Source organism: Streptomyces sp. NPDC025721, from assembly GCF_055558595.1.
On sequence record NZ_JBVHMF010000010.1, the window covers coordinates 119,169 to 143,423 of the forward strand.

A 24,255-nucleotide genomic window follows, 5' to 3' on the forward strand; every position below is an offset into this window, starting at 1 on the left:
GCCTTTTCTCCCCCCCCCCCCCCCCCCCCCCCCCCCCCCCCCCCCCCCCCCCCCCCCCCCCCCCCCCCCCCCCCCCCCCCGGCGCGTGGGGGGCGTGCGGGCACCCGGCCACCTGCCGTTGCCCCGGGGGACGGGGCGGGGTCAGTTGGGGACGGCGAGGAGGAGGGCGAAGCGGGACTGGGGGTCGGTCCACCAGTGGCGGACGGTGAAGCCGCCTTCGTGGAGTTCGGCCGTGAGGGAGTCGCGGCGGAATTTGCAGGAGATCTCGGTGCGAAGGTGCTCGCCGGGGGTGAAGCCGGTGGTGAGGTCGAGGTCGGGGATCTTGACGGTCTGGGCGGTACGGGAGCGCAGGTGCATCTCGATCCGCTCGTGGTCGGTGTTCCACAGGGCGACGTGGTCGAAGGCGTCGGGGTCGAAGTCGGCGCCGAGCTCGCGGTTGAGCACGTGCAGGACGTTCTTGTTGAACTCGGCGGTGATGCCCTGCGAGTCGTCGTAGGCGCGGATCAGGACGTCCGGGTCCTTGACCAGGTCGGCGCCGAGGAGCAGGACGTCATCGCTGGTGAGGGAGAGGGACAGCGTCCGGTAGAAGGCGCGGCGCTGGGCCGCGTCGAAGTTGCCGATGGTGCTGCCGAGGAAGGCCAGCAGGCGCGGACCCGGCTCGTCGGACAGCGCGAGACCGCTCTCGAAGTCGGCGACGGTCGCGGCGACGCGCAGCCCCGGGTAGTCGCGGACGATCGCCTCACCGGCCTCTTCGAGGGCGGACGCGCTGACGTCCAGCGGCGCGTAGCGCGACAGCGTGCCGCCCGAGGTCAGCGCGTCGAGCAGCAGCCGCGTCTTGCGGGAGGAGCCCGAGCCCAGCTCGATCAGGGTCGCGGCCCGGGTGAGCTGCGCGATCTCGGGGGCCCTGCGGGTCAGGATCTCCTGCTCGGCGCGGGTCGGGTAGTACTCCGGCAGCCGCGTGATCTGCTCGAAGAGGTCGCTGCCGCGCTTGTCGTAGAACCACTTGGGCGGCAGGGTGCGCGGCGCGGTGGTGAGCCCGCCGAGCACGTCGGCGCGCAGTGAGGTCGTGAAGTAGTCGGCGGGCAGCCGGTCGTCGAGGGTGAAGCGGCTGCCACCCGTGCGGCTCTCGTCCATGCTGCTCTCCTCCATAAGGTGCGGGTGCGGGTCCTCGCGTGTGCGGTCCTTGCCCCGGGCGTCCTCGCGGTCGGTACGGACAGGGGTCGGCGGGCGCAGCGGGATGATCCGTACGCCCTCGGTGGTCGCCAACAGCAGCGACCGGTCCGGGACTTCGTGCCAGTCGCCCGGAGCGTCGTCCGGCTCCGAGGCGACGAGCACGGACCCCCCGGAGGCCACGGCCTCCGCGGACCCCGGCACATCGCGGCCGGTACGGAACCACAGCGTGTCCCCGTACGCCGTGGCCGCGATCGTCCGGCCGTCCGTGAGCAGCAGATTGAGCCGCGCGGTCGGCCGGGCGGCGGCGACCTCACGTACGACGGAGGCGAGCGCCCCGCCCGGCGGCTGGCCCTGCCGCAGCCGCCGGGTGAGCAGCGCCCACAACAGCGCCGAGTCGCTGTGGGACGCGAGGCCCAGCAGTTCGGCGGAGGTCAGATCGGTGGGCAGCCGCTCCCAGTCGGCGACGGCGCCGTTGTGGCTGAACAGCCAGCGGCCGTCACGGAAGGGCGCGGCGGCCGACTCGTCCTGCGTGGTGCCCGCGGTCGCGGACCGTACCGCCGCCAGGACGGCGCCGGCCCGGATCGTCCGGGCCAGCTCGGTGAAGTTGGCGTCCGACCAGACGGGTACGGCCCGCCGGTAACGGGCGGGGAGCGGGAAGCCCTCGTCACCCTCCTCGGGCGAGGGCTCCAGCGGGTACCAACCCACGCCGAAACCATCCGCGTTCACCGTGCCGTGCCGTTGGAGCCGCGGCTGCCACGACTGCTCGTACAGTCCGCGCGACGGCTCGGTGAGCAGCCGAGCCAGCGTCAACGGCGGCCCGACGTACGCGAGATGACGGCACATCAGCCGCGCCCGGCTTCCGAGGACGGGGACGCGGACGGAGACGTGGACGCCGACGCGGACGGAGACGTGGACGCCGACCCGGACCCTGCCCCCGGCCCCGACGCGTCCCGCGCCGTCCTGAACCCGGCGAAGATCTGCCGCCGGATCGGATAGTCCCAGTTGCGGAACGTCCCGCGCGCCGCCACCTGGTCCGCGCCGAACGACCCGCCGCGCAGCACCTTGTAGTCGGGACCGAAGAAGACGTCGGAATACTCCTTGTACGGGAACGCCTCGAAGCCCGGGTACGGCGCGAAGTCCGAGGACGTCCACTCCCATACGTCGCCCAGGAGTTGACGCGCGCCGCAGGGCGCCGCACCGGCCGGGTAACTGCCTGCGGGCGCGGGCCGCAGGTGCGTCTGGCCGAGATTGGCGTGCTCGGGACCGGGATCGGCGTCACCCCACGGGTAGCGCAGCGAGCGCCCGGTCGCCGGGTCGTGCCGCGCCGCCTTCTCCCACTCCTCCTCGGTCGGCAGCCGCCGCCCCGCCCAGCGGGCGTACGCGTCGGCCTCGTACCAACACACGTGCACGACCGGCTCGTTGACCCGTACGGGCTCGGTCCGGCCGAAGACGCGCCGGGTCCAGACGGAGGCGCCGTCGTCGTACGACCAGAAGAGCGGCGCTTCGAGGCCCGCGTCCTGGACGTGCCGCCAGCCCTCCTCGGTCCACCAGCGGGCGTCCTGGTAGCCGCCCGCCGCGATGAAGGCGAGGTAGTCGCCGTTGGTGACCGGCACGGTGTCCAGCCAGAAGGCGGCGACGTCCACGGTGTGCTGGGGGCGCTCGTTGTCCAGCGCCCACGGCTCGGTGCTGGTGCCCATCGTGAACGGGCCGCCGGGGACGAGGACTTCGGCGGGCAGCACGGCCGCGTCCGCGGGCGCCTGCGGAGGCTCGGGGGCCTCCAGGACGGCCGGGCCGCTGCGGAGCTGATGGGTGGCGAGCATCGTCTCGTCGTGCTGCTGCTCGTGCTGGGCGAGCATCCCGAAGACGAAGCCGTCCGCGAGCAGCCGTTCCGCCCGCTCCCGCTTCAGGGACGGCGAGTCGTTGGGCGAGGTGTCGACGGCGTCCAGTACGTCGACGGTCTCGGCGCGTACCTCCGCCACGTACGCCCTGGCCTCGTCGGGGCCGAGCAGCGGCAGCGCGGGACGGTCGGCGCGCGGGTGCTGGAAGGCGTCGTAGAGCTGGTCGAGGTCGGGCCGCAGGCCCGGCCTGCCGCCGGCCTCACGGACCAGCCACAGCTCTTCCTGGTTGCCGATGTGCGCCAGGTCCCAGACCAGCGGGGACATCAGCGGCGAGTGCTGCGCGGCCAGATCCGCGTCGTCCACGCAGTCGGTGAGGGCCATGGTCCTGCGCCGGGCGGTCTCCAGCGCGGCGAGCGCCCGCGCCTTGACATCAAAGCCGCCGGAGCCGCCTGAGCCACCGGAAGTCCCGGACCCGCCGGAAGCCCCGGAGCCACCGGACCCGTCAGCACCGCCCGAAGCACGCGAAGCGCCCGAAGCGCCCGAAGCCGAGCCAGGCGTGGCGGAAGCGGCCGAAGTGCTGGATGCGCCAGAAGTGAGGGAAGTGCCGGGTGAGGCACTGTTTTCGGCCGTGTTCCGGCCGTCGGTACGAGGGTTTGTCACGACATGCCTTCCGGAGGGTCAGACGCGGCGCAGCGCGTCCAACTGGTCGTGGGCGGGACATCGTCCGCGTTCTGGATAGCGCTCGGCGAAGTCGGCGACGGCCAGCCGCAGGGCCGCCGGCGCGTCGGTACGCGCCAGCGCACCGGCAGCGGCGTCGAAACAGGCCCGTACGGCCTCACCGATGACGGGGTCGGCGGGGCCGACCCGGGCGGCGCGCCGCCACATCTCCTCGGACGGCATCGGATCGCCGTCCTCGCAGAGCGGCTCGGTGGCCGCGTGGGCGGCCTCGGCGGCGACGGGGTCGTCCAGCAGTGTCGCCGTCAGCACGGTCGGGACGATCCAGTCGTCGCCGTCCTGCGCGTCGGTCATCCGCAGCTCCAGCCAGCCGCGCGGGCGGACCGGCGGGAAGAGCGTGCTGAGGTGGTAGTCGAGGTCGTCCACGGTCGGCGCCCGCACGCCCGGCGCGCCCCGCAGCCATGCGCGGAAGGTCAGGTCGCCCGGCACCGACCAGTCGGGCTGGGCGGCGTCCCAGACGCCGCTGCTGTCGGTGGGCCCCTCGCGTACGCACAGCAGGCGCGCGTCGAGGGCGTACCGCGTCCACGCGGTACGGGGGTCCTCGTCGTGCCCCGGCTGCCGGGTGCGGCTGGGGTCCATCCGGCTCCAGACCGCCTGCCGGGTGGAGACCCAGCCGGTCGGCGTACCGCCCTGGACCGGCGAATTCGCGAAGGCCGCGACCAGGACCGGGCCGATCCGGTGCGCCAGCTCCCAGCGGAAGCGGTAGCCGGACGTGCCCGCGGAGTCGTCGCCCGCGTCGAGGTTCACCTGAAGGGCGGCGGTGCGCCGCATCATCGTGCGGCCCCACGGGCCGTCGCGGTCGAAGAAGCTCTCCATGGCCCGGTAGCGGGGATGGTCGAGCACGCGGGGAGGGTCGCGGAACGGGTCGAGCCCGCGTCCCACGAGAACGAGTCCCGCCTCGTCGGTCGCCTGTCGCAGTGCCGCGAGATCGGCGGCCATGGAGTCGACGCAGGCGGCGAGGGTGTCGGCGGGCCGGGAGCTGAGCTCCACCTGGCCGCCCGGCTCACGGGTGAGCCTGCTGCCGCTGGGCAGCCCGCCCGGCTGTTCGACGGGCGCGAGGGCCGCGTCCAGCCGGTCGACGGATATCAGGGACAGCGGATCGGAGCGGTCGTGGACCAGCCACTCCAATTCCACACCGGTGCGTGCGGGCGGACCCGTTTTGAAGCAGACCCCGCGCACGTGGGCCTCCGCCTCGTCTTCCCGCAGGTCGGCTGCCATCGATCCACCTCCTCTCTTTCCTTGGGGGGTTTCCCCGGGGATTACCCGTGGGGTCTACCCCGAAGCGAGGACATGTCACCTGTTGCTGCCGCGAGTGTAGTTGACCATGTTGCGGGACCGTCTTACGTAATGGTGAACGTTCTTCGGTCAACCGCCCGAATCGGCCATCATCCCTTCCGGGCGGTCTTTACGTCGCTAAAACCGGCATTACGGATCATAACCGGCCCGGTCGGAGACGGCCTGGTGTAGTGCCGGAGCGGGGGTAGCCGAGGGGCAGGGACGGGGATAGCCGAGAAGCAGGGGCGGGGGAAGCCGAGGGTCAGAGCGGGGGAAGCCGCGCCGCCGGAGTGAGGAATCGGTGCGGCCGGAGCGGGGAACCCGTGAGGAAGCCGCGGCGAATACGGGGCGAATCCGGGGGGAATTCCGGAACCTCGCTTCCGGTACGCCGCGACCCCGCTTCCAGGGCGATGCCCCGGCGGTGATCCACAGCCGACCGGCTACGCTGCCCGTGTAGACAGTGCCGCCCCTCAGACCCCGCCAGAAGCCAGATCAGCGACAGGAGTACCCCTCGTGACCGTCGTCGGGCCCTTCGGGCTGAGCGTGTGGGACGAGGCCCTCGAGGCCGACGTCCAGGCCGGTCTCTCGGCCGTCGAAGAGGGCCTGCTGGAGGCCACCAAGAGTGATGTCCCGTTCATCACCGACGCCGCGCGCCACCTCCTCAAGGCGGGAGGCAAGCGCTTCCGGCCACTCCTGGTGATGCTCGGGGCCCAGTTCGGCGACCCGCACGCGCCCCGGGTGGTCCCCGCGGCCGTCGTGGTCGAGCTGACCCACCTGGCCACGCTCTACCACGACGACATCATGGACGAGGCCGAGGTGCGCCGCGGCGTGCCCAGCGCCAACGCCCGCTGGGGCAACTCCGTCGCCATCCTGACCGGCGACTTCCTCTTCTCCCGCGCCTCGCACATCCTGGCCGACCTCGGCCCCGAGGCCGTACGCGTCCAGGCGGAGTCCTTCGAACGGCTGGTCACCGGCCAGATCCTGGAGACGGTCGGACCGCGCGACGGCCGCGACCCGATCGACCACTACCTGGACGTCCTCGCGGGCAAGACCAGTTCGCTGATGGCCGTGTCCGGGCGGTTCGGCGCGATGATGTCCGGCGCGGACGAGACGGTCGTGCACACCCTCACCCAGTACGGCGAGCGGATCGGCCTGGCCTTCCAGCTCGCCGACGACCTCCTCGACATCACCAGCGACAGCCACGAGTCCGGCAAGACCCCGGGCACCGACCTGCGCGAGGGCATCGCCACGCTGCCGATCCTGCACGTACGCCGTCTGTACCAGCAGGCCGCGGGCGGCGTCTCGGCCACCGACCGCCGCCTCAACCAGCTCCTCGACGGCGACCTCACCGACGACGCCCTGCACGGCGAGGCCCTGAGCCTCCTGCGCGGCCACCCCGCGCTCGAACAGGCCCGCCGCGACACCCTCCGGTACGCCGACGAGGCGCGCGCCGCCCTCGCGCCGCTGCCGGAGTGCACGGCGAAGCTGGCGCTGGCGGCGCTGTGCGACATCGTGGTGCACCGGGCGGGCTAGCCCCCGCGTCGGGCCCCGGCGTCGGGCTCCCGCGTCGGGCTGCATCGGCGACGTGCACCGGCCGGTGAGGTCGGATCGCCGACGCCCCCTAGGTGGCGCCCTGCGCCGACCCGAGTACGGCGTCGGGGTCTGTCATCCCGGGGACGTACACAGGGTTGCATCCGTCGGCTGATGTGGCGGGTTGGCCGTTTTGGTGTGATGGAGACGTCCACTTCACGGCGGACCGGGCGACAATGGCCCGGGGAGCGGACGAGTGCGAGGCAGTGAACCGCCGCGACGACGGAGGTAGAGACGCGATGGCACGGATCCAACCGGCACAGTTTCCGGAGCACCCGGAATCGGACGAGCCCGGCAGGGGGCGGGGACGCAAGGCCATGCGGTACGCGGTGCCCGTCGCGGTGGCGGGGGTGGCGGCGGCGACCATCAGCCTCGTACCCGCGCTCGCGGACACCGGCAGCCCGTCGCTGCCCACGCTGACGGCGGAGCAGTTGCTCACGAAGATCGCGGCGTCCGACATCCAGACGGTGTCGGGCTCGGTGAAGGTCAGTACGGACCTCGGGCTGCCCGACGTCCTGTCCGGTGGCGCGGCGAGCAGCCTGTTCGGCGGCGCCGCGAGCGCCGCGGGCCCGTCCGGCAAGGACGGCAAGGACGGCAAGGGCTCGGCCGCGGCCCCGCAGGCCCAGCTCACCCAGCTCCTGGCCGGTTCGCACACCCTGCACGTGGCGGCGGACGGTCCCGACCGGCAGAAGGTCTCGATCATCGAGCCCACCGCCGAGTACAGCCTGATCCACAACGGCACCGAGGTCTGGGGCTACGACAGCGGGTCCAACGAGGCGTATCACGCGACCGCCCCGGCCGACGCCAAGGGCGGCGCCGACAGCAGGGCCCGGTCCCAGGACTTCCCGGCCACCCCGCAGGGCGCCGCCCAGCAGGTGCTCAAGGCCGCCGACGGTACGGCCTCGGTCACCGTGGACGGCACCGCGCGTGTCGCGGGCCACAGCGCGTACCAACTCCTGGTCACCCCGCAGCACGCGGACAAGACCACGGTCGGCGCGATCCGTATCGCCGTCGACTCCAAGACCGGCGTCCCGCTGAAGTTCACGCTCTCGCCCAAGGGCGGCGGCAAGGCCATCGTGGACATCGGCTTCACGAAGGTGAGCTTCGGCAAGCCGTCCGCGTCGACCTTCACCTTCACCCCGCCCAAGGGCACGAAGGTCACCGAGGCCGGCAAGGAGTCCGACGCCGTCGCCAAGGGCCAGAAGGGGTTTGACGGTGTCACCGGCCTGCCCGGCTTCGACGGTGTCAACGGCACCGGTCACACCTCCGGCGCCGAGCCCACCGTCATCGGCAAGGGCTGGGACTCCATCGCCGTCATCACGTCGCCCGGCGGCCTGCCCTCCGGCGCCGACAAGAATGCGCACGGCAAGGGCGGCGGCGACGCCCAGTCCCTGCTCAACAGCTTCGGTCGGCACGTCACCGGTGACTTCGGCTCCGGCACCGTCTTCCACACCCGCCTGGTCAACGCCCTCCTGACCGACAAGGGCACCCTGTACGTGGGCGCGGTGACGCAGTCCGCGCTGACGGACGCGGCGAACGCGGCGAACGCGGCGAAGTAGCGTCGCTCGCACGCCAGTCGGTGGGTGCCCGTCCCCGTCCGGGGGGGCACCCACCGGGCGCGGGCGGAAGCGGGTCCGGGCTCAGGCCCGGAGCCGGGAGTTCCGGCCGGGCGCGGCGTGCGCCGTACACTTCCCAGTCCCCGTCGCAGAGGAGCGCGATGCAGCAGCCGCAGGCCGCCGGGCCGAACGGGCCGAACGGGCCGAACGGGCCGAGCGCGTACGACGCGGTGACCGTGCCCGCGGCGGACGCCGCCGACGTGGTGATCGAGACGCGCGGCCTCGCGAAGCGGTACCGCGGCACGCTCGCCGTGGACGGCCTGGACCTGCGGGTGCCGCGCGGCAGCGTCTTCGGTTTCCTGGGCCCCAACGGCTCGGGGAAGACGACGACGATCCGGATGCTGATGGGCCTGATCGCGCCGACGGCGGGCACGGCGCGGGTGCTGGGCCGCCCGATGCCGGGCGCACAGCGCGCGGTGCTGCCCAAGGTGGGCGCGCTGATCGAGGGCCCGGCCCTCTACGGCTTCCTGTCCGGCCGGGACAATCTGCTGCGGTACGACGCGGCCGACCCGACGGCCGACCCGCGTACGCGCCGGGCCAGGGTGGGCTCCGCGCTGGACCGGGTCGGGCTCACGGCGGCGGGCCCGAAGAAGGCGAAGGCGTACTCGCTGGGCATGAAGCAGCGGCTCGGACTGGCCGCCGCCCTGCTCCAGCCGCGCGAGCTGCTGGTCCTCGACGAGCCCACGAACGGGCTCGATCCGCAGGGCATGCGCGAAATCCGCTCCCTGGTAAGGGAGCTGGCCGCCGACGGCACCACCGTCTTCCTCTCCTCGCACCTGCTGGACGAGATCGAGCAGGTCTGTACGCACGCGGCCGTCATGGCGCGCGGCCGGCTCCTCACGCAGGGGCCGGTGGCCGACCTCGCGGCCGGTACGCGCGGGCGGCTCGTCGTCACCACACCGGACCCGGCGGAGGCGGCCCGCGTGCTCACCGACCACGGCGTCGGCGCCCTCCTCACCGACGGTCAACGCGTCAGCGGCGAACTGCCCCCCGACCCGCCGGACCTCGCCGACCTCAACGCCGCGCTGGTCGCCGCGGGCGTCCGCGTGCGCGGCTTCGGCCTCGAACGCGCCTCCCTGGAGGACGCGTTCGTCGCCCTGACGGGAGAGGGCTTCGATGTCGCGGGCTGAAACGGAGCCGGCCGCTTCGAGCGCCGACCAGAACCGGCCTGCGGCCGACCAGAACCGGCCTGCGGCCGGGCCGCGACCTGAGCCGACCCCCGCCCCGGGCCCGGCCGCCCCGGAGGCCGCATCGCCCCCGGAGCCCGCCGCCCGGCCCTCCGGGCCCGCCACCGATCCCCCCGGGACCGAAGCCGGAGCCGCCGCGGGCACCGTGGCCACCGAGCCGCCGTCCGGGCCGCGTACGCCCCGGCTGCTCTGGAGCTTCGGGCTGTTCCGGTCGGAGCTGGTCACCGTGTTCCGGCGGTGGCGGACGCTGGCGCTGTTCGCGGTGCTGGCGGGGGTGCCGCTGCTGGTGGGCGTGGCGGTGCGGATCGAGACGCGTAACGGGGGGTCGCTCGGCGGGGGCGGGGGGCCGGACGGGAACGGCAACGGCCCGGCGTTCATCGAGCAGGTGAGCAACAACGGCCTGTTCCTGACGTTCGCCGCCCTGGCGGCCACGCTCCCGTTCTTCCTCCCGATGGCGATCGGGGTGATCGCGGGCGACTCGATCGCGGGCGAGGCCAGCGGCGGCACGCTGCGCTATCTGCTGGTGGCCCCGGCGGGCCGCACCCGCCTGCTGCTCGCCAAGTACGCGTCCGTGCTGGCCTTCTGCCTGGCGGCCACCCTGGTGGTCGCCGTCTCGGCGCTGATCGTCGGCTTCGCGCTCTTCCCGGTCGGAGACGTCACGCTGCTGTCGGGCACGACGATCCCGCTCTCGGACGGCATGCTGCGCTGCCTGCTGATCGCGGTCCTGGTCGCGGCCTCCCTGGTCGGCATCGGCGCGCTGGGCCTGTTCATCTCGACCCTCACCGACAGCGGCATCGGCGCCATGGCCGCCACCGTCGGCCTGCTCATCACCGTCCAGATCATCGACAACATCCCCCAGCTCCACGCCTTCCAGCCCTACCTCTTCCCCCACTACTGGCTCAGCTTCGCCGACATCCTCCGCGACCCCGTCACCTGGACCGGCATCGCCAAGAACCTCGGCCTCCAGGCCCTCTACGCCGCCGTCTTCGGCTCGGCCGCCTGGGCCCGCTTCACCACCCGCGACGTGACGGCCTAGGACAGGCCCCTAGCGCCCGTCAGGCGGGCGTACGCTGCCGGTATGGAGACCGGGGTCGGCGGGGGGCGAGGGGAAGGCGTGGACGTGCTGGCCGGGTTCCTGGCCGGGCGGCCGGCCGTGGTGCTCAGCGGGGCGGGGCTGTCGACGGAGTCGGGGATTCCGGACTACCGCGGGGTGACGGGGCGGCGGCGGACGTCGGCGCCGATGACGTATCAGGAGTTCGTCGGGGAAGAGGCGGCCAGGCGCCGGTACTGGGCGCGCAGCCACCTCGGGTGGCGGACGATCGCGCGGGCGCTGCCGAACGACGGGCACCGGGCGGTGGCGCGGCTCGTGCGGGCGGGCGCGGTGACCGGGGTGATCACGCAGAATGTGGACGGGCTGCACGCGGCGGCCGGTACGGCGGAGGCGATCGACCTGCACGGCAGGCTGGACCGGGTGGTGTGCCTGGACTGCGGCGACCTCAGCGACCGTACGCGGCTGGACGAGCGCCTGGAGGAGGCGAACCCCGGCTTCCGCGCCACCGCCGTCGCCCACACCAACGCGGACGGCGACGCCGAACTCCCGGCGGGGAGCACCGAGCGGTTCCGGCTCGTGCCCTGCGAGGTCTGCGGCACCGGCACGCTCAAGCCGGACGTGGTCTTCTTCGGCGAGAATGTGCCGCCCGAGCGGGTCCACCGCGCCTTCGCCCTGGTCGACGCCGCCCCCGCCCTGCTCGTCCTGGGCTCGTCCCTCACCGTGATGTCGGGGCTGCGCTTCGTCCGCCGCGCCGCCCGCCAGGGCACCCCGGTGGCGATCGTCAACCAGGGCCCTACCAGGGGCGACGACCTGGCCGCGCTCACCCTCGACCTGCCCCTCGGCCCCACCCTCAGCGCCCTGACGGAGGCGCTGGGCGCGGCGGCCGTCTGAGCGGCGGGAGAAGGACATGGGCACCTGGCACGTCGGCCCCTTCGACAACGACACCGCGTGGGACCTCAGCGACACCCTCGACGAGGCGAGCCCCGACGCGCGCCCCGGCATCGTCCGCGACGCCCTCATCCGCGTGATCGACACGACGGGCGACCTCGACGCGGACATCTCCGAAGAGGCCGTGGCCGCCGCCGCGCTGGTCGCCGCCCAGTGCCCCGGCGGTGAGCCCATCGACCCCGACTACGGGCCGAAGCAGCCGCTCGCGGACCTCACACCGCTGCGCGCCACGGCCCTCAGGGCCCTGGACCGGGTCGTCACCGAACCCTCCGAGCTGGTGGAGCTCTGGGACGAGCCCCCTGACGGCCCCTGGCGGGCGACCATCACCCGCCTCCAGCACACGCTCACCCCTCAAGCGCCCACCTGATGCCGCAACCCGGCCCGCTCAGCGGCCCCCAGTGCTCGTCATCGACACCGACGGCTCGGGCACCGACCCGGCCGACCGGGGCCACCGCCTCCTGGGAGCCCTGCCAGGGGAACAGCGGTGACCACCCATCTGCGGGCGCCCGCAGCCCCGTTGGTGACGGCGCACGCCAAACGCGTCGTCGCCGATACCGGGGTCCTGAACAATTCGTACTTCCGCGCGCTGGTCGACGGCAGCATGCCGTTGGCCCGCCGACATGGCGAAGGCCCCCGGTGGCGACTCCGGGGGCCTTCGCGTGGCGCGTGGTGCCTTAGTGAGCGAACTCGCCGTTTCGCGTACCCGCGAGGAAGGCGGTCCACTCGGTGGGCGTGAAGTAGAGGCTCGGACCGGCCGGGTCCTTGCTGTCCCGCACGGCCCGCCCTCCGCCGGCCGTGGCGGCGACCTCTACGCAGTTGTTTTCCGCCCCGGAGTACGAGGACTTCCGGAAGGGCCCTATTACCTTAGGGGTCACTTTGTGTCGTCCTTGCTTCTCTGTAGTGCGCCTCGGATGAGCCGCGCGCTTGCATCCGGGGCCAGTGCTGCCGATCGTAGTTGATCAAATGCGAGAGCGTAAGCGGTCAAATCCTCGGCGGCTTCCAGGATGGAGGCCCCCCGGAGATTGTCCAACGTGACTGCCTCGACCACGGGTTCGCTGTCGAAGGAGAAGCTCGAAAACGCGGCGGGCATTGACGCCTTGACTCCGGCTGAAATCGATAGCACCTGTAGCGTCACGTTCTGCCTTTGGCCGACCTCAAGAATATGGGCCAATTGCTGTTGGTAGACCTCGGGTTTGACGATCGAGTGGATGATCACCGGTTCCCAGATGATGACCGTGTAGTTCGCCGAGCCCTCGACCTCGTCGATTTTTACCTGGCGGTCCTGCCGCACCTTGACGAGCTGCGAGACCCGCTCCGGGTCGATGAAGTGCGGAGCACTTGTGATCACCGCCTCCGCGTACGCGGGGACTTGGAGCAGTCCGGGGATCAGGTTGGGCTGCCACTCGCGGATGTACGTCGCGTCATCCTCAAGCGAGATGTGGTCCAAGTAGTCCGCGCGTAGGTGCGCAGCATGCTCCAGCCACCAACCGCGCCGGTTCGACCCCTTGGCCAACTCTTCGAGCCGAGAACGCACTTCGGGATCGGTCACGCCGTACGCGTCGAGGAGCAGGCGCAGTTCGATGACGCGGGTGCTGATGTGGCCGGTTTCGATGCGGCTGATCTTGCTGGCGCTGACCGCGATCACCTCGGCGGCCTGTGGTTGATCGAGCTGAGCTGCGGTTCTGTACTTTTTCAGGGCCGACCCGAGTCGCCTGCTGCGCACGGTCGGCCGTCCCCCTGCGGGCATGGGTCGGCTCCCTTCTCGGCACGCCCGGTCACGTACCGGGCACAACTCTAGGGCCACGCGACGCCGTTGACGCACCGGATTGCACGCGTGCGCCTGTTCTGGTTGCGGCGCAGCCATTTCCGCGCCTACTCTCGTACTACGCGCTACTTCGCACCGCGATGCGGCGCGGTGCTTGGCGCTGCCAAGTACGTACCGATTCCCGTCGCGTGGGTGCCGCGCCCCGCGACGGGTGGCGAGGACCCCCGTGCGGCGCCACTCCCCGTGGGCGCCCGGGTGAGTCCTCCGTCGGGGCCCCCGACGTGGCGACAAGGGGGCCCCGACGTCAATGGGATTCGGCGACGAGGGAAGGCACGGCCATGCACCGAGAACCACCTGGACAGTCCGACGAATCGGCGGGCGAGCCGCCCGGTGCCGAATCCCGAACGGTCGCCCGGTTGTGGCCGCGTACGCCGCGTTCGGTGGGGCGGGCGCGGCACGAACTGGAAACGGCCCTCAAGGGCTGGGGACTGGAAGACCTCACGGATTCCGCCGTGTTGATCCTGTCGGAGTTATTCACGAACGCCGTCGTGCACGCGCGGGTCGCCGGGCGCGATGTGCAGACGCGGTACGTGCGGACGCCGGGCGGTGTGCGGATCGAGGTGCACGACGCGGGGGACGGGCGGCCCGAGCCACGGGTCGCGGCGGAGAGCGACGAGGACGGGCGCGGGCTCGCGCTGGTCAACGCGGTCGCGGGGCCCGGGCATTGGGGCGTCGGGGAGCGGGACGGCGTCGGGAAGATGGTCTGGGCGGAGTGCGGCCTCGGGCGGTGACGCGCGGGTGAACGTGACCGCGCCCGCCGGGAACCGTACCGGCGGGCGCGGAGCCGTACACGAAGGCAGGGGTCAGCGGCGGCGCTTCCGCGCGCGGGTGGCGGTCACCGCGAGGGCCCCGGCGGCGACGAGGCCGCCCGCGACCATGGCGAGGGGACCGTCGGCGCCCGAGGCGGCCAGTTCGGGGCCGGTCTGCTGCGGCTGCGGGTGGTTGGCCGGGGGAGCGGGGTGCGGCCCGGGCGGCGTGGGCGTCGGCTTCGGCCTGGTGACGTCCACGCTCACCTTCACGAACTTCGGCTGCCCGTCCTTCGCCGTCACCTTGTAGATGAAGGAGTCCTTGCCCGCGTAGCCCTTGTCGGGCGTGTAGACGAGGTGGTCTCCCTCGACCGCGACCTTTCCGTGGTCCGGCGGCTCGGGGACGGTGACCGGGGTGTGGGGCGCGCGGTCGGGGGTGACCGGGACCCGGACCGGGCCGCCGTTCCCGGGGACGGTCACCGGCGGCGCGGGCTCGGGCGTACAGCCGATCCGGAAGTCGGCGCCGCGCACGTCACCGCCCGAGGTGTCGGCGTTACGGCTGGTCGCGCCGGTCGCCGTGTACCCGGCGGGCACCGGCAGCACGACCCGGAAGCGGCCGGTGGCCACGCCGGAGAAGGAGTACGCGCCGTCGGCGTCGACGGCCGCCGCCACCGGCTGGCCCGCGCTGTCGAGCACGGCGGCGCCGGTCGCGGTGCGCAGCCGTACCGACGTGCCGGGCGGGATGCCGCAGTCCGAGGCGACCGTGCCGCTGATGTCGGCGTCCGGGGCGGCCATCCAGATCTGGTAGACCGGCGATCCGCTGAGCACGCTGTAGGTGAAGGAGATCGAGGTCACCGGGGCCGTCGGGCGGAACCAGCCGGAGGCGCCGTTGGTGTCGAGCACGTTGCCGCGCAGCGTCGAGGTCGCGGGGTCCCAGGTGGGCACGTCGGTGTTCGGGCCGGAGCCGCACGAGGACGGCTTCGGCGTGCCCACGCAGTAGTTGAAGGTCGACTGGAAGCCGAGCTGCGCCGCCGTCAGCCGTACACCGCCCGCGCCTGTCGCGCTGATCCGCACCTGGTCGGCGTCGATGTCGCCGAGGGTGAAGCCCCAGCCGACCGGGGTGGCGGCGGCGAAGGTGACGGTGGTGAGGGACGGCCGGCCGTTGGTGCCGCCGGTCGAGGGGCGCAGGGCGAGGTAGTTCTGCCCGCGCGAGCTGCCGTACTCGGCGCCGAAGGGGGTGGAGCCGTTGAGGAAGGTCGAGGTGCCGCCGGGGATGGACGGCGAGCTGCTGTCGGTGCTGAAGGTGGCGTCGGGGAAGCCGGTCACGGGCACGTGCAGCACCTCGGGACTCCAACTCCCGTAGGCGGAGCCCGCCGCCACGGCCGGGCTCGCGGCCAGCGGGATCATGACGGCGGCCGTGGCCGCCGCGGCCAGCCCCCGGGCCGTTCTCGTGGTGAGTCTGTTGGCCGGCATGCGCACGACGCGTTCTCCTGCACTTCGGGCGGCCCGGCGCCTGACCGCCGGACGAGTACGTCCTTCGCATGACCGATCGTCAGATCACCCAATCGGCGGCGGTGTCCGTGTCACCCGAGTGGATGTCGTCGCTCGCCCGTACGGCTCAGCCGGGCAGCGGGGAGTCGGTCGCCTCCGGGGACTCCACGACCGCCGGGGCCTGGCGCGCCGCGCGCGCTTCCGTACGCCCGCGGTGTGCGCCCCTGATCGCGTCCCAGGTGAGCAGGACGAGCGCCGCCCACACCATCAGGAAACCGGCCCAGCGCTCGGGGGGCATCTCCTCGTGGAAGTGGAGCACGCCGATCAGGAACTGGAAGACCGGCGTCAGATACTGCATGAGGCCGATGGTGGACAGCGGGAGCCGGGTCGCCGCCATGCCGAAACAGACCAGCGGCCCCGCCGTGACCAGACCGCAGGCGGCCAGCAGGGCGGCGTGGCCGGGGCCGTGGTGGGTGAAGGTCGAGTCGCCGCGCGCGCCGAGCACGACGAGGAAGACCAGCGCGGGCAGGAACTGCACCGAGGTCTCGGCGGCCAGCGACTCCAGGCCGCCCATGTTGATCTGCTTCTTCGCCAGGCCGTAGACGCCGAAGGAGAAGGCGAGCGAGAGGGCGATCCACGGCAGCCGCCCGTATCCGACGGTGAGGACGACGACGGCCAGCGCGCCGACGCCGACCGCCGCCCACTGCACCGGGCGCAGCCGCTCGTGCAGGACGAGGACGCCGAGCGCGATGGTGACCAGCGGGTTGATGAAGTAGCCGAGCGAAGCCTCCACCACATGGCCCGCGTTGACGGCCCAGATGTACAGGCCCCAGTTGACGGAGACGAAGACGGCGGCGACGGCGATCAGGCCGAGCCGCCCGGGCTGCCTGACCAGTTCGGATATCCACGCCCAGCGGCGCATCGCCAGCAGGATCACGGCGACCACCACCAGCGCCCACACCATCCGGTGGGCCAGGATCTCCAGCGCTCCCGCCGGTTCGAGCAGCGGCCAGAACAGCGGGAACAGGCCCCACATGCCGTAGGCCGCGAAGCCGTAGACCAGTCCCGCGCGCCGCTCGTTCATCCCGACCCCTTCCCGTACCGCCCCGGCCGTACGACCCGCCGTCGGCGCGCGACGTGACGACGGTAGCGGCAGCCGCCCCGGCCTGTCATGTCCGTTCCGCTCCACGGTCATGACAGGACGGTGGCCGGGGCCGGGCGGGACCGCCTTACGGCAGGAGGGCGGTCAGGCGGCGGCCGAGGACCGGGGCCAGCGCGTCGGCGTACGTCTCGGACATGTGGCTGTCGTCGCGGTAGACCAGGGTGTCGCCCGCGAGCACCGGGCAGGTGCCGTCCGTGGCGCACAGCCAGGGCGCGGGGTCGATCACGGCGGCCCCGGCCGCCGTCGCCGCCGCCCGTACCGCGCCCTGCCGCGCCGGGTCCCGGAGCGCGTCGGGCAGCCGGCTCGCGCAGTGGCCGAGCCGCAGCGGGTGGGCCGCCGCGCACTCGACGGCGTCGGAGGCGGGCCAGGGGGTGTCGAGCAGGGCGGCGACCCGCGCGCCCGAGGCCGCGAGCGCGGTGAAGGTGGCGCGGAAGCCGTCCGTCCACTGCTGTACGGGATCGGCGGCCGGGTGCAGCGGGCGGCCCGCGTCCGAGGACGAGACGAGGACGAGACCGGGGCGGAGCGCGGCGATCCGGGCGACCGCCGCGCGGCGCCAGGTGTCGCAGACGGCGGGGCCGCCCTGGTAAACGGTCGTCACCGTCGCGGCGTTGCACGACGCCTTCGTCAACGACACCAGTTTCCAGTGCCGTTCGCGCGCCAGCCGGTCGAGCGCGGGGAACCACTGGGCGGCGTGCGAGTCGCCGAAGAGGACGACGGTGGTGGCCGCGGACGGGTCGCCGTAGACGCACGGGGGTGTGCTCGTACGCGCGTAGCCCGCGTGGCAGCCGTCCCGGTAGACCGCCGAGCGTACCGGCTTGACCTCGGCCAGGGGCGGGGTGAGATTGCTCGGCAGGCTCGGACCCGAGGTCCGCAGGAGCTGCCCGAGCCGCAGCGCGGGGTCGCGCGCCGCCGTCAGCTCCCGCCGCAGGTCGGGCGCGGGTCTGCCGGAGTCGACCGCGGGCGGGAAGTGGGCGGCGGTCAGCACGGCCACCGCGGCGCCCGCCGACAGGCCGCCGCCGAGCCGCAGCGCCAGGGCCGGACGGCGGCGGAAGGCGGCGTGGAACCGTATCGGGTTCTCCACCAGCCGCAGCGTCGCCCAGGCCAGCGCCAGCGCGACCGCGCACAGGGCCAGGGCGAGACCGGTGGAGGGCGCGGTGTTCAGCGCCGCGGGTCCGATGACCAGCAGGGGCCAGTGCCACAGATACCAGCCGTAGGAGAGGCCGCCGAGCCGGGCGACCGGCCGCCGGGCGAGCAGGAGTCGGGCGCCGTAGCGGGCGGGGGAGGGGGTGTGGGTGCGGGTGCGGGTCGGGGAGTGGCCGGGGGCGTGGGTCGGGGAGTGGCCGGAGGTCGGGGAGGGGCCGGGGGATCGGCCGCCCGCGAGGACGAGGAGGGTGCCGACGACCGGCAGGAGCGCGTAACGGCCTGGAAAGGGCGTGGCGTCGTCGTACGTCAGCGCGGCCACGACGATGCCGGTCAGGCCCGCCCAGCTCAGGGCCGCCGCGAGGGGCGCTCGGATGTCCAGCCGGTGCGCGCCCAGGGCGAGCAGCGCGCCCGCGCCCAGCTCCCAGAAGCGGGCGGGGGAGCCGAAGTAGGCCCAGGAGGGGGAGGAGCGGGTGAGGGCGAGACTCAGCGCGAAGGAGGCCGCGCAGAGGGCGGTGAGGGCCAGGGCCGCCGGGAGCGCGGGGCGGCGGCGCCACCGCAGGCACAGGACGAGCAGCAGCGGCCAGAGCAGATAGAACTGCTCCTCCACCGCCAGCGACCAGAAGTGCTGGAAGGGGGAGGGCGGCTCGCTCGCGCCGAGGTAGTCCGTACCGGCGGCGGCCAGCCGGAAGTTGACGCCGTAGAGCGCGCTGCCGAGCGCGTCCCCCGCGTACTGCGCGAAGCGGATCTTCGACAGGAAGAGCCGGCAGCCCGCGAGCGTGCCGAGCACGACGAGGGTCGCGGCGGGCAGCAGGCGCACCGCGCGCCGGGCGTAGAAGTCCCTGACCGATATGCGGCCGGTGGCGCGGGACTCACGGGTCAGCAGCGAGGTGATCAGGAAGCCCGAGACGACGAAGAAGACATCGACGCCGACGTATCCGCCCGCGACCGCGCCGACGCCCGCGTGCGCGAGGACGACGAGGGTGACCGCGACGGCACGCAGCCCCTGGATGTCCAGGCGCGGCGGGTCCCGCGGGTGCGGCGGTGCGGTGGCCGTGGTCACGGTGGGGTCCTCGGGGCGCTGCGTCGAGGCCGCCCCGCCGTCTGTTCACGAGGACGCGCCGTCCCGCGAAGACAAGCAACGCTCCGGGGCGGGGGCGTGAACGGGGGAGGTCCCCGGCCGGAACAGCCGGGGACCTCTGTCGTGTGCGGGGGTGGTGCAGGCCGCCGGGGTCAGGTCGTGCTCAGGCCGGGGCAGGCCGTGGTCACGCCTTGGGCGTGTCCTTGGGCGTGTCCTTGAGGGTGGCGGCCAGGGTCTCGCGGATCGGGGTCGTGGGGCGGCCGATCAGCCGGGACAGCTCGCCATTGGTGCGCGCGAGCAGGCCGCGCTCGATGGCGTGGTCCACGTCGACCAGGATGGCCGCGAAGTCCGCCGGGACGCCCGCGCCTTCGAGGATCGACTGGCGCGTCTCGGCCGGGACGTTCTTGTACGTGATCTCCCTGCCGGTCAGCTCGGCGACCAGTGCCGCGTACTCGGCGAAGCTCCACGCCGTGTCGCCGCTCAGCTCGTACGCCGTGTTCTCGTGGCCCTCACCGGTCAGGACGGCGGCGGCCGCGGCGGCGTAGTCGGCGCGGGCCGCGCTCGCGACCCGGCCGTCGCCCGCGTTGCCGATGACGGCGCCGTGCTCCAGGACCGGGGCCAGATTCTCGGTCTGGACCTCGCTGTACCAGCCGTTGCGCAGGAACACGTAGGGCAGGCCCGAGGCCAGGATGTACGTCTCGGTCGCCTTGTGCTCGTCCGCCAGCTTCAGGTCGGCGTCCGGGCCGCCGAGGATGCCGGTGTACGCCAGCAGCGCCACGCCCGAGGCCGCCGCCGCGTCCACGACGGCGCTGTGCTGCGCGATGCGGCGGCCGACCTCGCTGCCCGAGATCAGCAGGACCTTGTCGCCCGCGTGGAAGGTGTCCTTCAGCGTCTCGGGGTGGTTGTAGTCCGCGATCCGCAGCTCCACGCCGCGCTCCGCCAGGTCGGCGGCCTTGGCCTCGTCCCGCACGACGGCGGCCACGTCCGTGGCCGGGACCTGCTTGAGCAGCTCGTCGATGACGAGGTGGCCGAGGTGCCCGGTGGCTCCTGTGACGACGATGCTCATGTCTTTTTGCTCCCTGTTTGCGGTGGTCCGGTGTCTTCGGCTCCACCGTACGCCGGGCACTAACTCTTGGAAAGTACCCACCTTGAAGTAAGGTACCGACATGGACGTAAGTTGCCCCGAGCGGCTCATTCTCGAACACGTCACCTCCCGGTGGGGGGTTCTTGTCCTGTGCGAGCTGCTCGACGGGGCGGCGCTGCGCTTCAGTGAGCTGCGGCGGGCCGTCGGCGGGGTCAGCGAGAAGATGCTCACCCAGACGCTGCGCACGCTGGAGCGGGACGGCTTCGTCCTTCGCCGGGCTCTGCCCGTCATCCCGCCGCACGTCACCTACTCCCTCACCCCTCTCGGCCGTGAGGCCGCCGGTCAGGTCCGCGCCCTCTCCGTCTGGACGGCTGCCGCCGTCCCCGCCGTCCTCTCCGCCCGCGCCGCCTACGACGCCGCCCACTCCCCGGTCGGCTCGCCGACCCTCTAAGGCTCGCCGGGCCCTGCCCGGCCCGCCCCCCACCGGGCTTTCAGCCCGAACGCAACCGCGTCTGCCCCGCTGGGGCCGGTTTTTGGCGGTGCCACCGTCGTGGCTGGTCGCGCAGTTCCCCGCGCCCCTAAAAGCAAGCCCTTGCGTGTGGTGAACGCACCGGGGGGTGGGCCGGTTTTTTGGCGGTGTCACCGTCGTGGCTGGTCGCGCAGTTCCCCGCGCCCCTGAAGGCGGGCCCTTGGGTGGGGGTGGTGCCACGTGGTGCCAGGGTGGTGTCAGGGAGGGGGTTGCGGGTGGTGCCAGGGTGGTGCCACTATGGCGTCATGGACCTGACGCCGTATGTCGAGAATCTGCGCCGCGAGCTGGCGGTGGCCGCCGAAGCCGGAGGCGAAGAAGCGAGGGAGCTGGCGGAGCGCCTGACGGCGCCGCTGGAGTCGGCGACGCGGTTGACGATGCTGAATGTGCTGTCGGCGGCGATGGACGAGATCACGCGGGACCTGGCACCGGGCTCGGTAGACGTCCGGCTCCGGGGCCTGGACCCGGACTTCGTGGTGACGCGGCCGTACGCGCAGGAGGAGGCCCCGGCACAGGCGCAGGCCCCGGCGCCGCCCGCACCGGTCGAGGGCGACGACGGCAGCACCGCCAGGGTGAATCTGCGACTGCCGGGCCACCTCAAGGCGCGGGCCGAGGAGGCCGCGACCAGGGAGGGCCTGTCGGTCAACTCCTGGCTGGTGCGAGCCGTCTCGGCGGCGGTCGGCGACGGCGGCGGCCAGCCGCGTACGACGGAGAAGACCCGTACCACCAGAACCGTCGGACAGAGCTTCAAGGGCTGGGTCCGCTAGCCGCGAAGCGCGAAAAGCGCGAAAAGCACGAGAAGCCCACCGCCTCCCACCTGCGGAGACGCCACAACGACCCAAGAGGACGGGACAACCATGCCTACTTTCACCCCCTTCGACACCCCGGAACCCATCTCGGTGACGAGCACCGTGGAAGCCGGATCGATCCAGTTCACGGCCGAGGACCGCCTCGACACCCTCGTGGAGGTACGGCCCCGCGACCCGAAGCGGGACCAGGACGTCAAGGCGGCCGAGCAGACCGAAGTGCGCTACTCCGGCGGCCTGTTGACCATCAGGACCCCCAAGGGCCGCCGCCTCATCGGGCCTTCGGGCGCCGTGGACGTGGCGGTCGAACTGCCCACGGGCTCGGCGGTCGAGGTGACCGGCGCGTGGGCGCAGGTGCACGGCGAGGGCAGGCTCGGCGAGGTGCGGGTGAAGGTCTCGGTGGGCGACGTGCGGTTCGACACGACCGGGCCGCTCAATCTGGCCGTGTCGCACGGCAGCGTCACCGTGGACCGGGTCGAGGGCCCGGCCGAGATCGCCACCAGCTCCGGGAGCCTGCGGATCGGCACGGTCGACGGGACCGCCGTGCTGAAGAACTCCAACGGCACCACGACCCTCGCCGCCGTCACCGGCGAACTGCGGGTCAGCGGCACCAACGGCGGCATCGACATCGCGCGCGCCGAGGCGTCGGTCACCGGCACCACGTCCAACGGCCACCTGCGCGTCGCCGAAGTCGTACGCGGCGAGGTCCAGTTGGAGACCTCCAACGGCCCCATCGAGGTCGGCGTCCGCGAGGGCACCGCCGCCTGGCTCGACGTCAGCTCCAGCCACGGGCAGGTGCGCAACAGGCTCCCCGCCTCCGAGGCCCCCGGCCAGAGCGAGGACACCGTCTCGGTCCGCGCCAGGACCAACTGGGGCAACATCGAGATCCTCCGCGCGCGCGGCTGACCCGCCCCCCCCCCGCCACGTACGGCCCGACGCACCGGGCCACTTCACCGCGCACCGCCGATCGCCCACCCTTCACCGCGCACCGCGCACCCTTCACCGCGCACCCCCCACCCCGCTCCTCTCACCACGCCCCGAAACGGGAGAGCTCCATGCCTTCTTCTGTCATGCCCATGCCCAGAAATGCTCAGGGTGCCGACCCGCGCCCGCCCGCCGTCTCCACCGCCGACCTGCGCAAGTCCTACGGCGACAAGACCGTCCTCGACGGCATCGACCTGCGCATCCCGGCGGGCACCGTCTTCGCGCTGCTCGGCCCCAACGGCGCGGGCAAGACCACCACCGTGCAGATCCTGTCCACCCTCATCTCCGCCGACGGCGGCCACGCCCAGGTCGCGGGCCACGACGTGGCCGGCTCACCGGACGGCGTCCGCGCCGCGATCGGCGTCACCGGACAGTTCGCCGCGCTCGACAACCTGCTCACCGCCGAGGAGAACCTGCTCCTCATGGCCGACCTGCTGCACCTCGGCAAGGCCGAAGGGCGGGCGCGAGCCCAGGAGTTGCTGGCCCGCTTCGACATCGCCGACGTCGCCAAGCAGCGCGCCGCGCTCTTCTCCGGCGGCATGCGGCGCCGCCTGGACCTGGCCATGACGCTGGTCGGCGACCCGAAGGTGATCTTCCTGGACGAGCCGACGACCGGCCTCGACCCGCGCAGCCGCCGCACGATGTGGGACACCGTGCGGTCACTGGTCGCGAGCGGCGTCACCGTCTTCCTCACCACGCAGTACCTGGAGGAGGCCGACCAGTTGGCCGACCGTGTCGCCGTGCTCGACGGCGGCCGGATTGTCGCCGAAGGCACCGCCGACGAGCTGAAGGCGCGTATCCCCGGCAGCCACGTACGCCTGCGGTTCACCGACCCCGAGCAGTACGAACGGGCCGCCGCCGCCGTCCCCGGCGCGGTCCGCGACGACGGGGAGCTGGCCCTGCGCGTGGCGGGCGACGCCGGACTCGACGCGCTGCGCTCGCTGCTCGACCGGCTCGACGCCGCCGGCGTGCGTACCGCCGACTTCTCCGTGCACACCCCCGACCTGGACGACGTCTTCCTCGCCCTGACCGGCGACGGTTCCGCCCCTCACCCCAAGGAGACCTCGCGATGAGCAGCACCCTCACCTACGCCGTGCGCGACTCGACGACGATGCTGCGGCGCAATCTGAAGCACGCGATCCGCTACCCGGCGGTCGGCTTCGGCACGGCCGCGATGCCCATCCTCATGCTGCTGCTGTTCGTGTACGCCTTCGGCGGGTCGATCGGCGCCGGACTCGGGGCGGGCGGCGGCCGGAGCGTGTACCTGGAGTACCTGACGCCCGGCATCCTGATCATGGCGGTGGCCGCCGGGGCCATGTCCACGTCGATCGCGGTCTGCACCGACATGACCGAGGGCATCATCAACCGCTTCCGCACGATGAACATCTCGCGGGCCTCGTTCATGACCGGCCATGTCGTCGGCAGCGTCATCCAGACCATGACCAGCCTCGTCCTCGTCATGGGCGTGGCGCTCGCGGTCGGCTTCCGGCCCGACGCGAGCCCGCTGGAGTGGCTGGCGGCGGCCGGGCTGCTCGCCGCCGTCGCCTTCGCGGTGACCTGGCTGTCGGCGGCGCTCGGCCTGATCTCCAAGACGGTCGAGTCGGCGAGCAACAAGCCGCTGCTCGTCCAGTTCCTGCCGTTCCTGGGCTCGGCCTTCGTACCGGCCGACTCGATGTCCCCCGGTCTGCGCTGGTTCGCCGAGTACCAGCCGTTCACGCCGATGACCGAGACCCTGCGCGGGCTGCTGACCGGCTCGGCGATCGGCCACGACGCCTGGATCTCGCTCGCCTGGTGCGCCGGTATCGGCCTGGCCGGGTACCTCTGGTCGCGCTCGCTGTTCAACAGCGGGACCACGCGGTGAGCACGGGAGAGACGGACGAGGGCGGGGGGGGGGGGGGGGGGGGGGGGGGGGCCGCCCCCCCCCCCCCCCCCCCCCCCCCCCCCGCGCCGACCTCAAGCGGGCGCCCCGTTCGGGGCGTGACGTCCCGTCACCGAAG

Annotated in this window: 21 protein-coding genes and 1 pseudogene; 12 read left to right on the forward strand and 10 right to left on the reverse strand. The window is 73.0% G+C overall.

Annotation, left to right across the window (positions count from 1 at the left end):
- Positions 1–141: 141 nt before the first annotated feature.
- The 4 genes and pseudogenes from egtD to egtA all read right to left on the reverse strand — a co-directional run bounded on the left by egtD (position 142) and on the right by egtA (position 4,964).
- Positions 142–1,134 carry an L-histidine N(alpha)-methyltransferase gene (gene egtD / locus ACZ4EF_RS16670; RefSeq protein ID WP_355340722.1) on the reverse strand — a complete coding sequence of 331 codons (993 nt, stop codon included), beginning with the start codon at positions 1,132–1,134 and terminating at the stop codon, positions 142–144.
- Between the two features lie 108 nt (positions 1,135–1,242).
- Positions 1,243–2,016, reverse strand: a pseudogene (gene egtC / locus ACZ4EF_RS16675) (ergothioneine biosynthesis protein EgtC); the annotation flags it as partial.
- The gene (egtB, locus tag ACZ4EF_RS16680) at positions 2,016–3,392 is read right to left on the reverse strand and encodes an ergothioneine biosynthesis protein EgtB (RefSeq protein WP_467505047.1); all 1,377 of its coding nucleotides are present in this window, start codon (positions 3,390–3,392) and stop codon (positions 2,016–2,018) included. The pseudogene egtC and the gene egtB, both read right to left, overlap by 1 nt.
- A 297-nt stretch (positions 3,393–3,689) precedes the next feature.
- Complete coding sequence (gene egtA, locus ACZ4EF_RS16685; protein ID WP_355340420.1) at positions 3,690–4,964, reverse strand: ergothioneine biosynthesis glutamate--cysteine ligase EgtA; 1,275 nt, start codon at positions 4,962–4,964, stop codon at positions 3,690–3,692.
- 570 nt (positions 4,965–5,534) lie between these two features.
- On the opposite strand from egtA, the gene ACZ4EF_RS16690 reads away from it, so the two are divergent.
- From ACZ4EF_RS16690 to ACZ4EF_RS16715, 6 genes are all read left to right on the forward strand, one after another.
- Positions 5,535–6,554, forward strand: coding sequence for a polyprenyl synthetase family protein (locus tag ACZ4EF_RS16690; RefSeq protein WP_355340417.1), 1,020 nt, complete (start codon positions 5,535–5,537; stop codon positions 6,552–6,554).
- Between the two features lie 296 nt (positions 6,555–6,850).
- A complete protein-coding gene (locus ACZ4EF_RS16695; protein WP_467505050.1) occupies positions 6,851–8,170 on the forward strand; it encodes a LolA family protein in 1,320 nt (439 codons plus the stop codon).
- 158 nt (positions 8,171–8,328) lie between these two features.
- Complete coding sequence (locus tag ACZ4EF_RS16700) at positions 8,329–9,357, forward strand: ABC transporter ATP-binding protein (RefSeq protein ID WP_467505052.1); 1,029 nt, start codon at positions 8,329–8,331, stop codon at positions 9,355–9,357.
- A gap of 202 nt (positions 9,358–9,559) precedes the next feature.
- Positions 9,560–10,450, forward strand: coding sequence for an ABC transporter permease (locus ACZ4EF_RS16705; RefSeq protein WP_467505054.1), 891 nt, complete (start codon positions 9,560–9,562; stop codon positions 10,448–10,450).
- Positions 10,451–10,492: 42 nt separating this feature from the next.
- Positions 10,493–11,356, forward strand: a complete 864-nt coding sequence (locus ACZ4EF_RS16710) for an NAD-dependent protein deacetylase (RefSeq protein ID WP_467505056.1) — start codon at positions 10,493–10,495, stop codon at positions 11,354–11,356.
- 16 nt (positions 11,357–11,372) lie between these two features.
- Positions 11,373–11,780: a DUF4259 domain-containing protein gene (locus tag ACZ4EF_RS16715; protein ID WP_467505057.1), complete on the forward strand. Its 408-nt coding sequence runs from the start codon at positions 11,373–11,375 to the stop codon at positions 11,778–11,780.
- A gap of 307 nt (positions 11,781–12,087) precedes the next feature.
- Here the strand turns inward: ACZ4EF_RS16715 and ACZ4EF_RS16720 are convergent, their stop codons facing one another.
- Positions 12,088–12,288 (reverse strand): DUF397 domain-containing protein, encoded by a 201-nt coding sequence (locus tag ACZ4EF_RS16720; RefSeq protein ID WP_355340402.1) that lies wholly within the window; start codon positions 12,286–12,288, stop codon positions 12,088–12,090.
- The gene (locus tag ACZ4EF_RS16725) at positions 12,285–13,160 is read right to left on the reverse strand and encodes a helix-turn-helix domain-containing protein (protein WP_355340399.1); all 876 of its coding nucleotides are present in this window, start codon (positions 13,158–13,160) and stop codon (positions 12,285–12,287) included. Before ACZ4EF_RS16725 ends, ACZ4EF_RS16720 begins: the two co-directional genes overlap by 4 nt.
- A 356-nt stretch (positions 13,161–13,516) precedes the next feature.
- Between ACZ4EF_RS16725 and ACZ4EF_RS16730 the strand changes: the two genes are divergently transcribed.
- Positions 13,517–13,969 (forward strand): ATP-binding protein, encoded by a 453-nt coding sequence (locus ACZ4EF_RS16730; RefSeq protein ID WP_355340396.1) that lies wholly within the window; start codon positions 13,517–13,519, stop codon positions 13,967–13,969.
- Positions 13,970–14,041: 72 nt separating this feature from the next.
- Here the strand turns inward: ACZ4EF_RS16730 and ACZ4EF_RS16735 are convergent, their stop codons facing one another.
- The 4 genes from ACZ4EF_RS16735 to ACZ4EF_RS16750 form a co-directional block, all read right to left on the reverse strand.
- Positions 14,042–15,457, reverse strand: coding sequence for an Ig-like domain-containing protein (locus tag ACZ4EF_RS16735; protein ID WP_467505060.1), 1,416 nt, complete (start codon positions 15,455–15,457; stop codon positions 14,042–14,044).
- 145 nt (positions 15,458–15,602) lie between these two features.
- Positions 15,603–16,559 (reverse strand): EamA family transporter RarD, encoded by a 957-nt coding sequence (rarD, locus tag ACZ4EF_RS16740; protein ID WP_355340390.1) that lies wholly within the window; start codon positions 16,557–16,559, stop codon positions 15,603–15,605.
- 145 nt (positions 16,560–16,704) lie between these two features.
- Positions 16,705–18,840: an acyltransferase family protein gene (locus tag ACZ4EF_RS16745; RefSeq protein ID WP_467505062.1), complete on the reverse strand. Its 2,136-nt coding sequence runs from the start codon at positions 18,838–18,840 to the stop codon at positions 16,705–16,707.
- A 202-nt stretch (positions 18,841–19,042) separates the two neighbouring features.
- Positions 19,043–19,924 carry an NAD(P)H-binding protein gene (locus tag ACZ4EF_RS16750; protein WP_467505064.1) on the reverse strand — a complete coding sequence of 294 codons (882 nt, stop codon included), beginning with the start codon at positions 19,922–19,924 and terminating at the stop codon, positions 19,043–19,045.
- Between the two features lie 100 nt (positions 19,925–20,024).
- On the opposite strand from ACZ4EF_RS16750, the gene ACZ4EF_RS16755 reads away from it, so the two are divergent.
- From ACZ4EF_RS16755 to ACZ4EF_RS16775, 5 genes are all read left to right on the forward strand, one after another.
- Complete coding sequence (locus tag ACZ4EF_RS16755) at positions 20,025–20,393, forward strand: winged helix-turn-helix transcriptional regulator (RefSeq protein WP_467505065.1); 369 nt, start codon at positions 20,025–20,027, stop codon at positions 20,391–20,393.
- A gap of 323 nt (positions 20,394–20,716) precedes the next feature.
- A complete protein-coding gene (locus tag ACZ4EF_RS16760; protein WP_402711221.1) occupies positions 20,717–21,235 on the forward strand; it encodes a toxin-antitoxin system HicB family antitoxin in 519 nt (172 codons plus the stop codon).
- A gap of 90 nt (positions 21,236–21,325) precedes the next feature.
- Positions 21,326–22,180 (forward strand): DUF4097 family beta strand repeat-containing protein, encoded by an 855-nt coding sequence (locus ACZ4EF_RS16765; protein WP_467505068.1) that lies wholly within the window; start codon positions 21,326–21,328, stop codon positions 22,178–22,180.
- Between the two features lie 164 nt (positions 22,181–22,344).
- On the forward strand, positions 22,345–23,331 hold the full coding sequence (locus ACZ4EF_RS16770) for an ATP-binding cassette domain-containing protein (RefSeq protein WP_467505152.1): 987 nt from the start codon (positions 22,345–22,347) through the stop codon (positions 23,329–23,331).
- Complete coding sequence (locus ACZ4EF_RS16775) at positions 23,328–24,119, forward strand: ABC transporter permease (RefSeq protein WP_355340372.1); 792 nt, start codon at positions 23,328–23,330, stop codon at positions 24,117–24,119. Before ACZ4EF_RS16770 ends, ACZ4EF_RS16775 begins: the two co-directional genes overlap by 4 nt.
- Positions 24,120–24,255 lie beyond the last annotated feature (136 nt).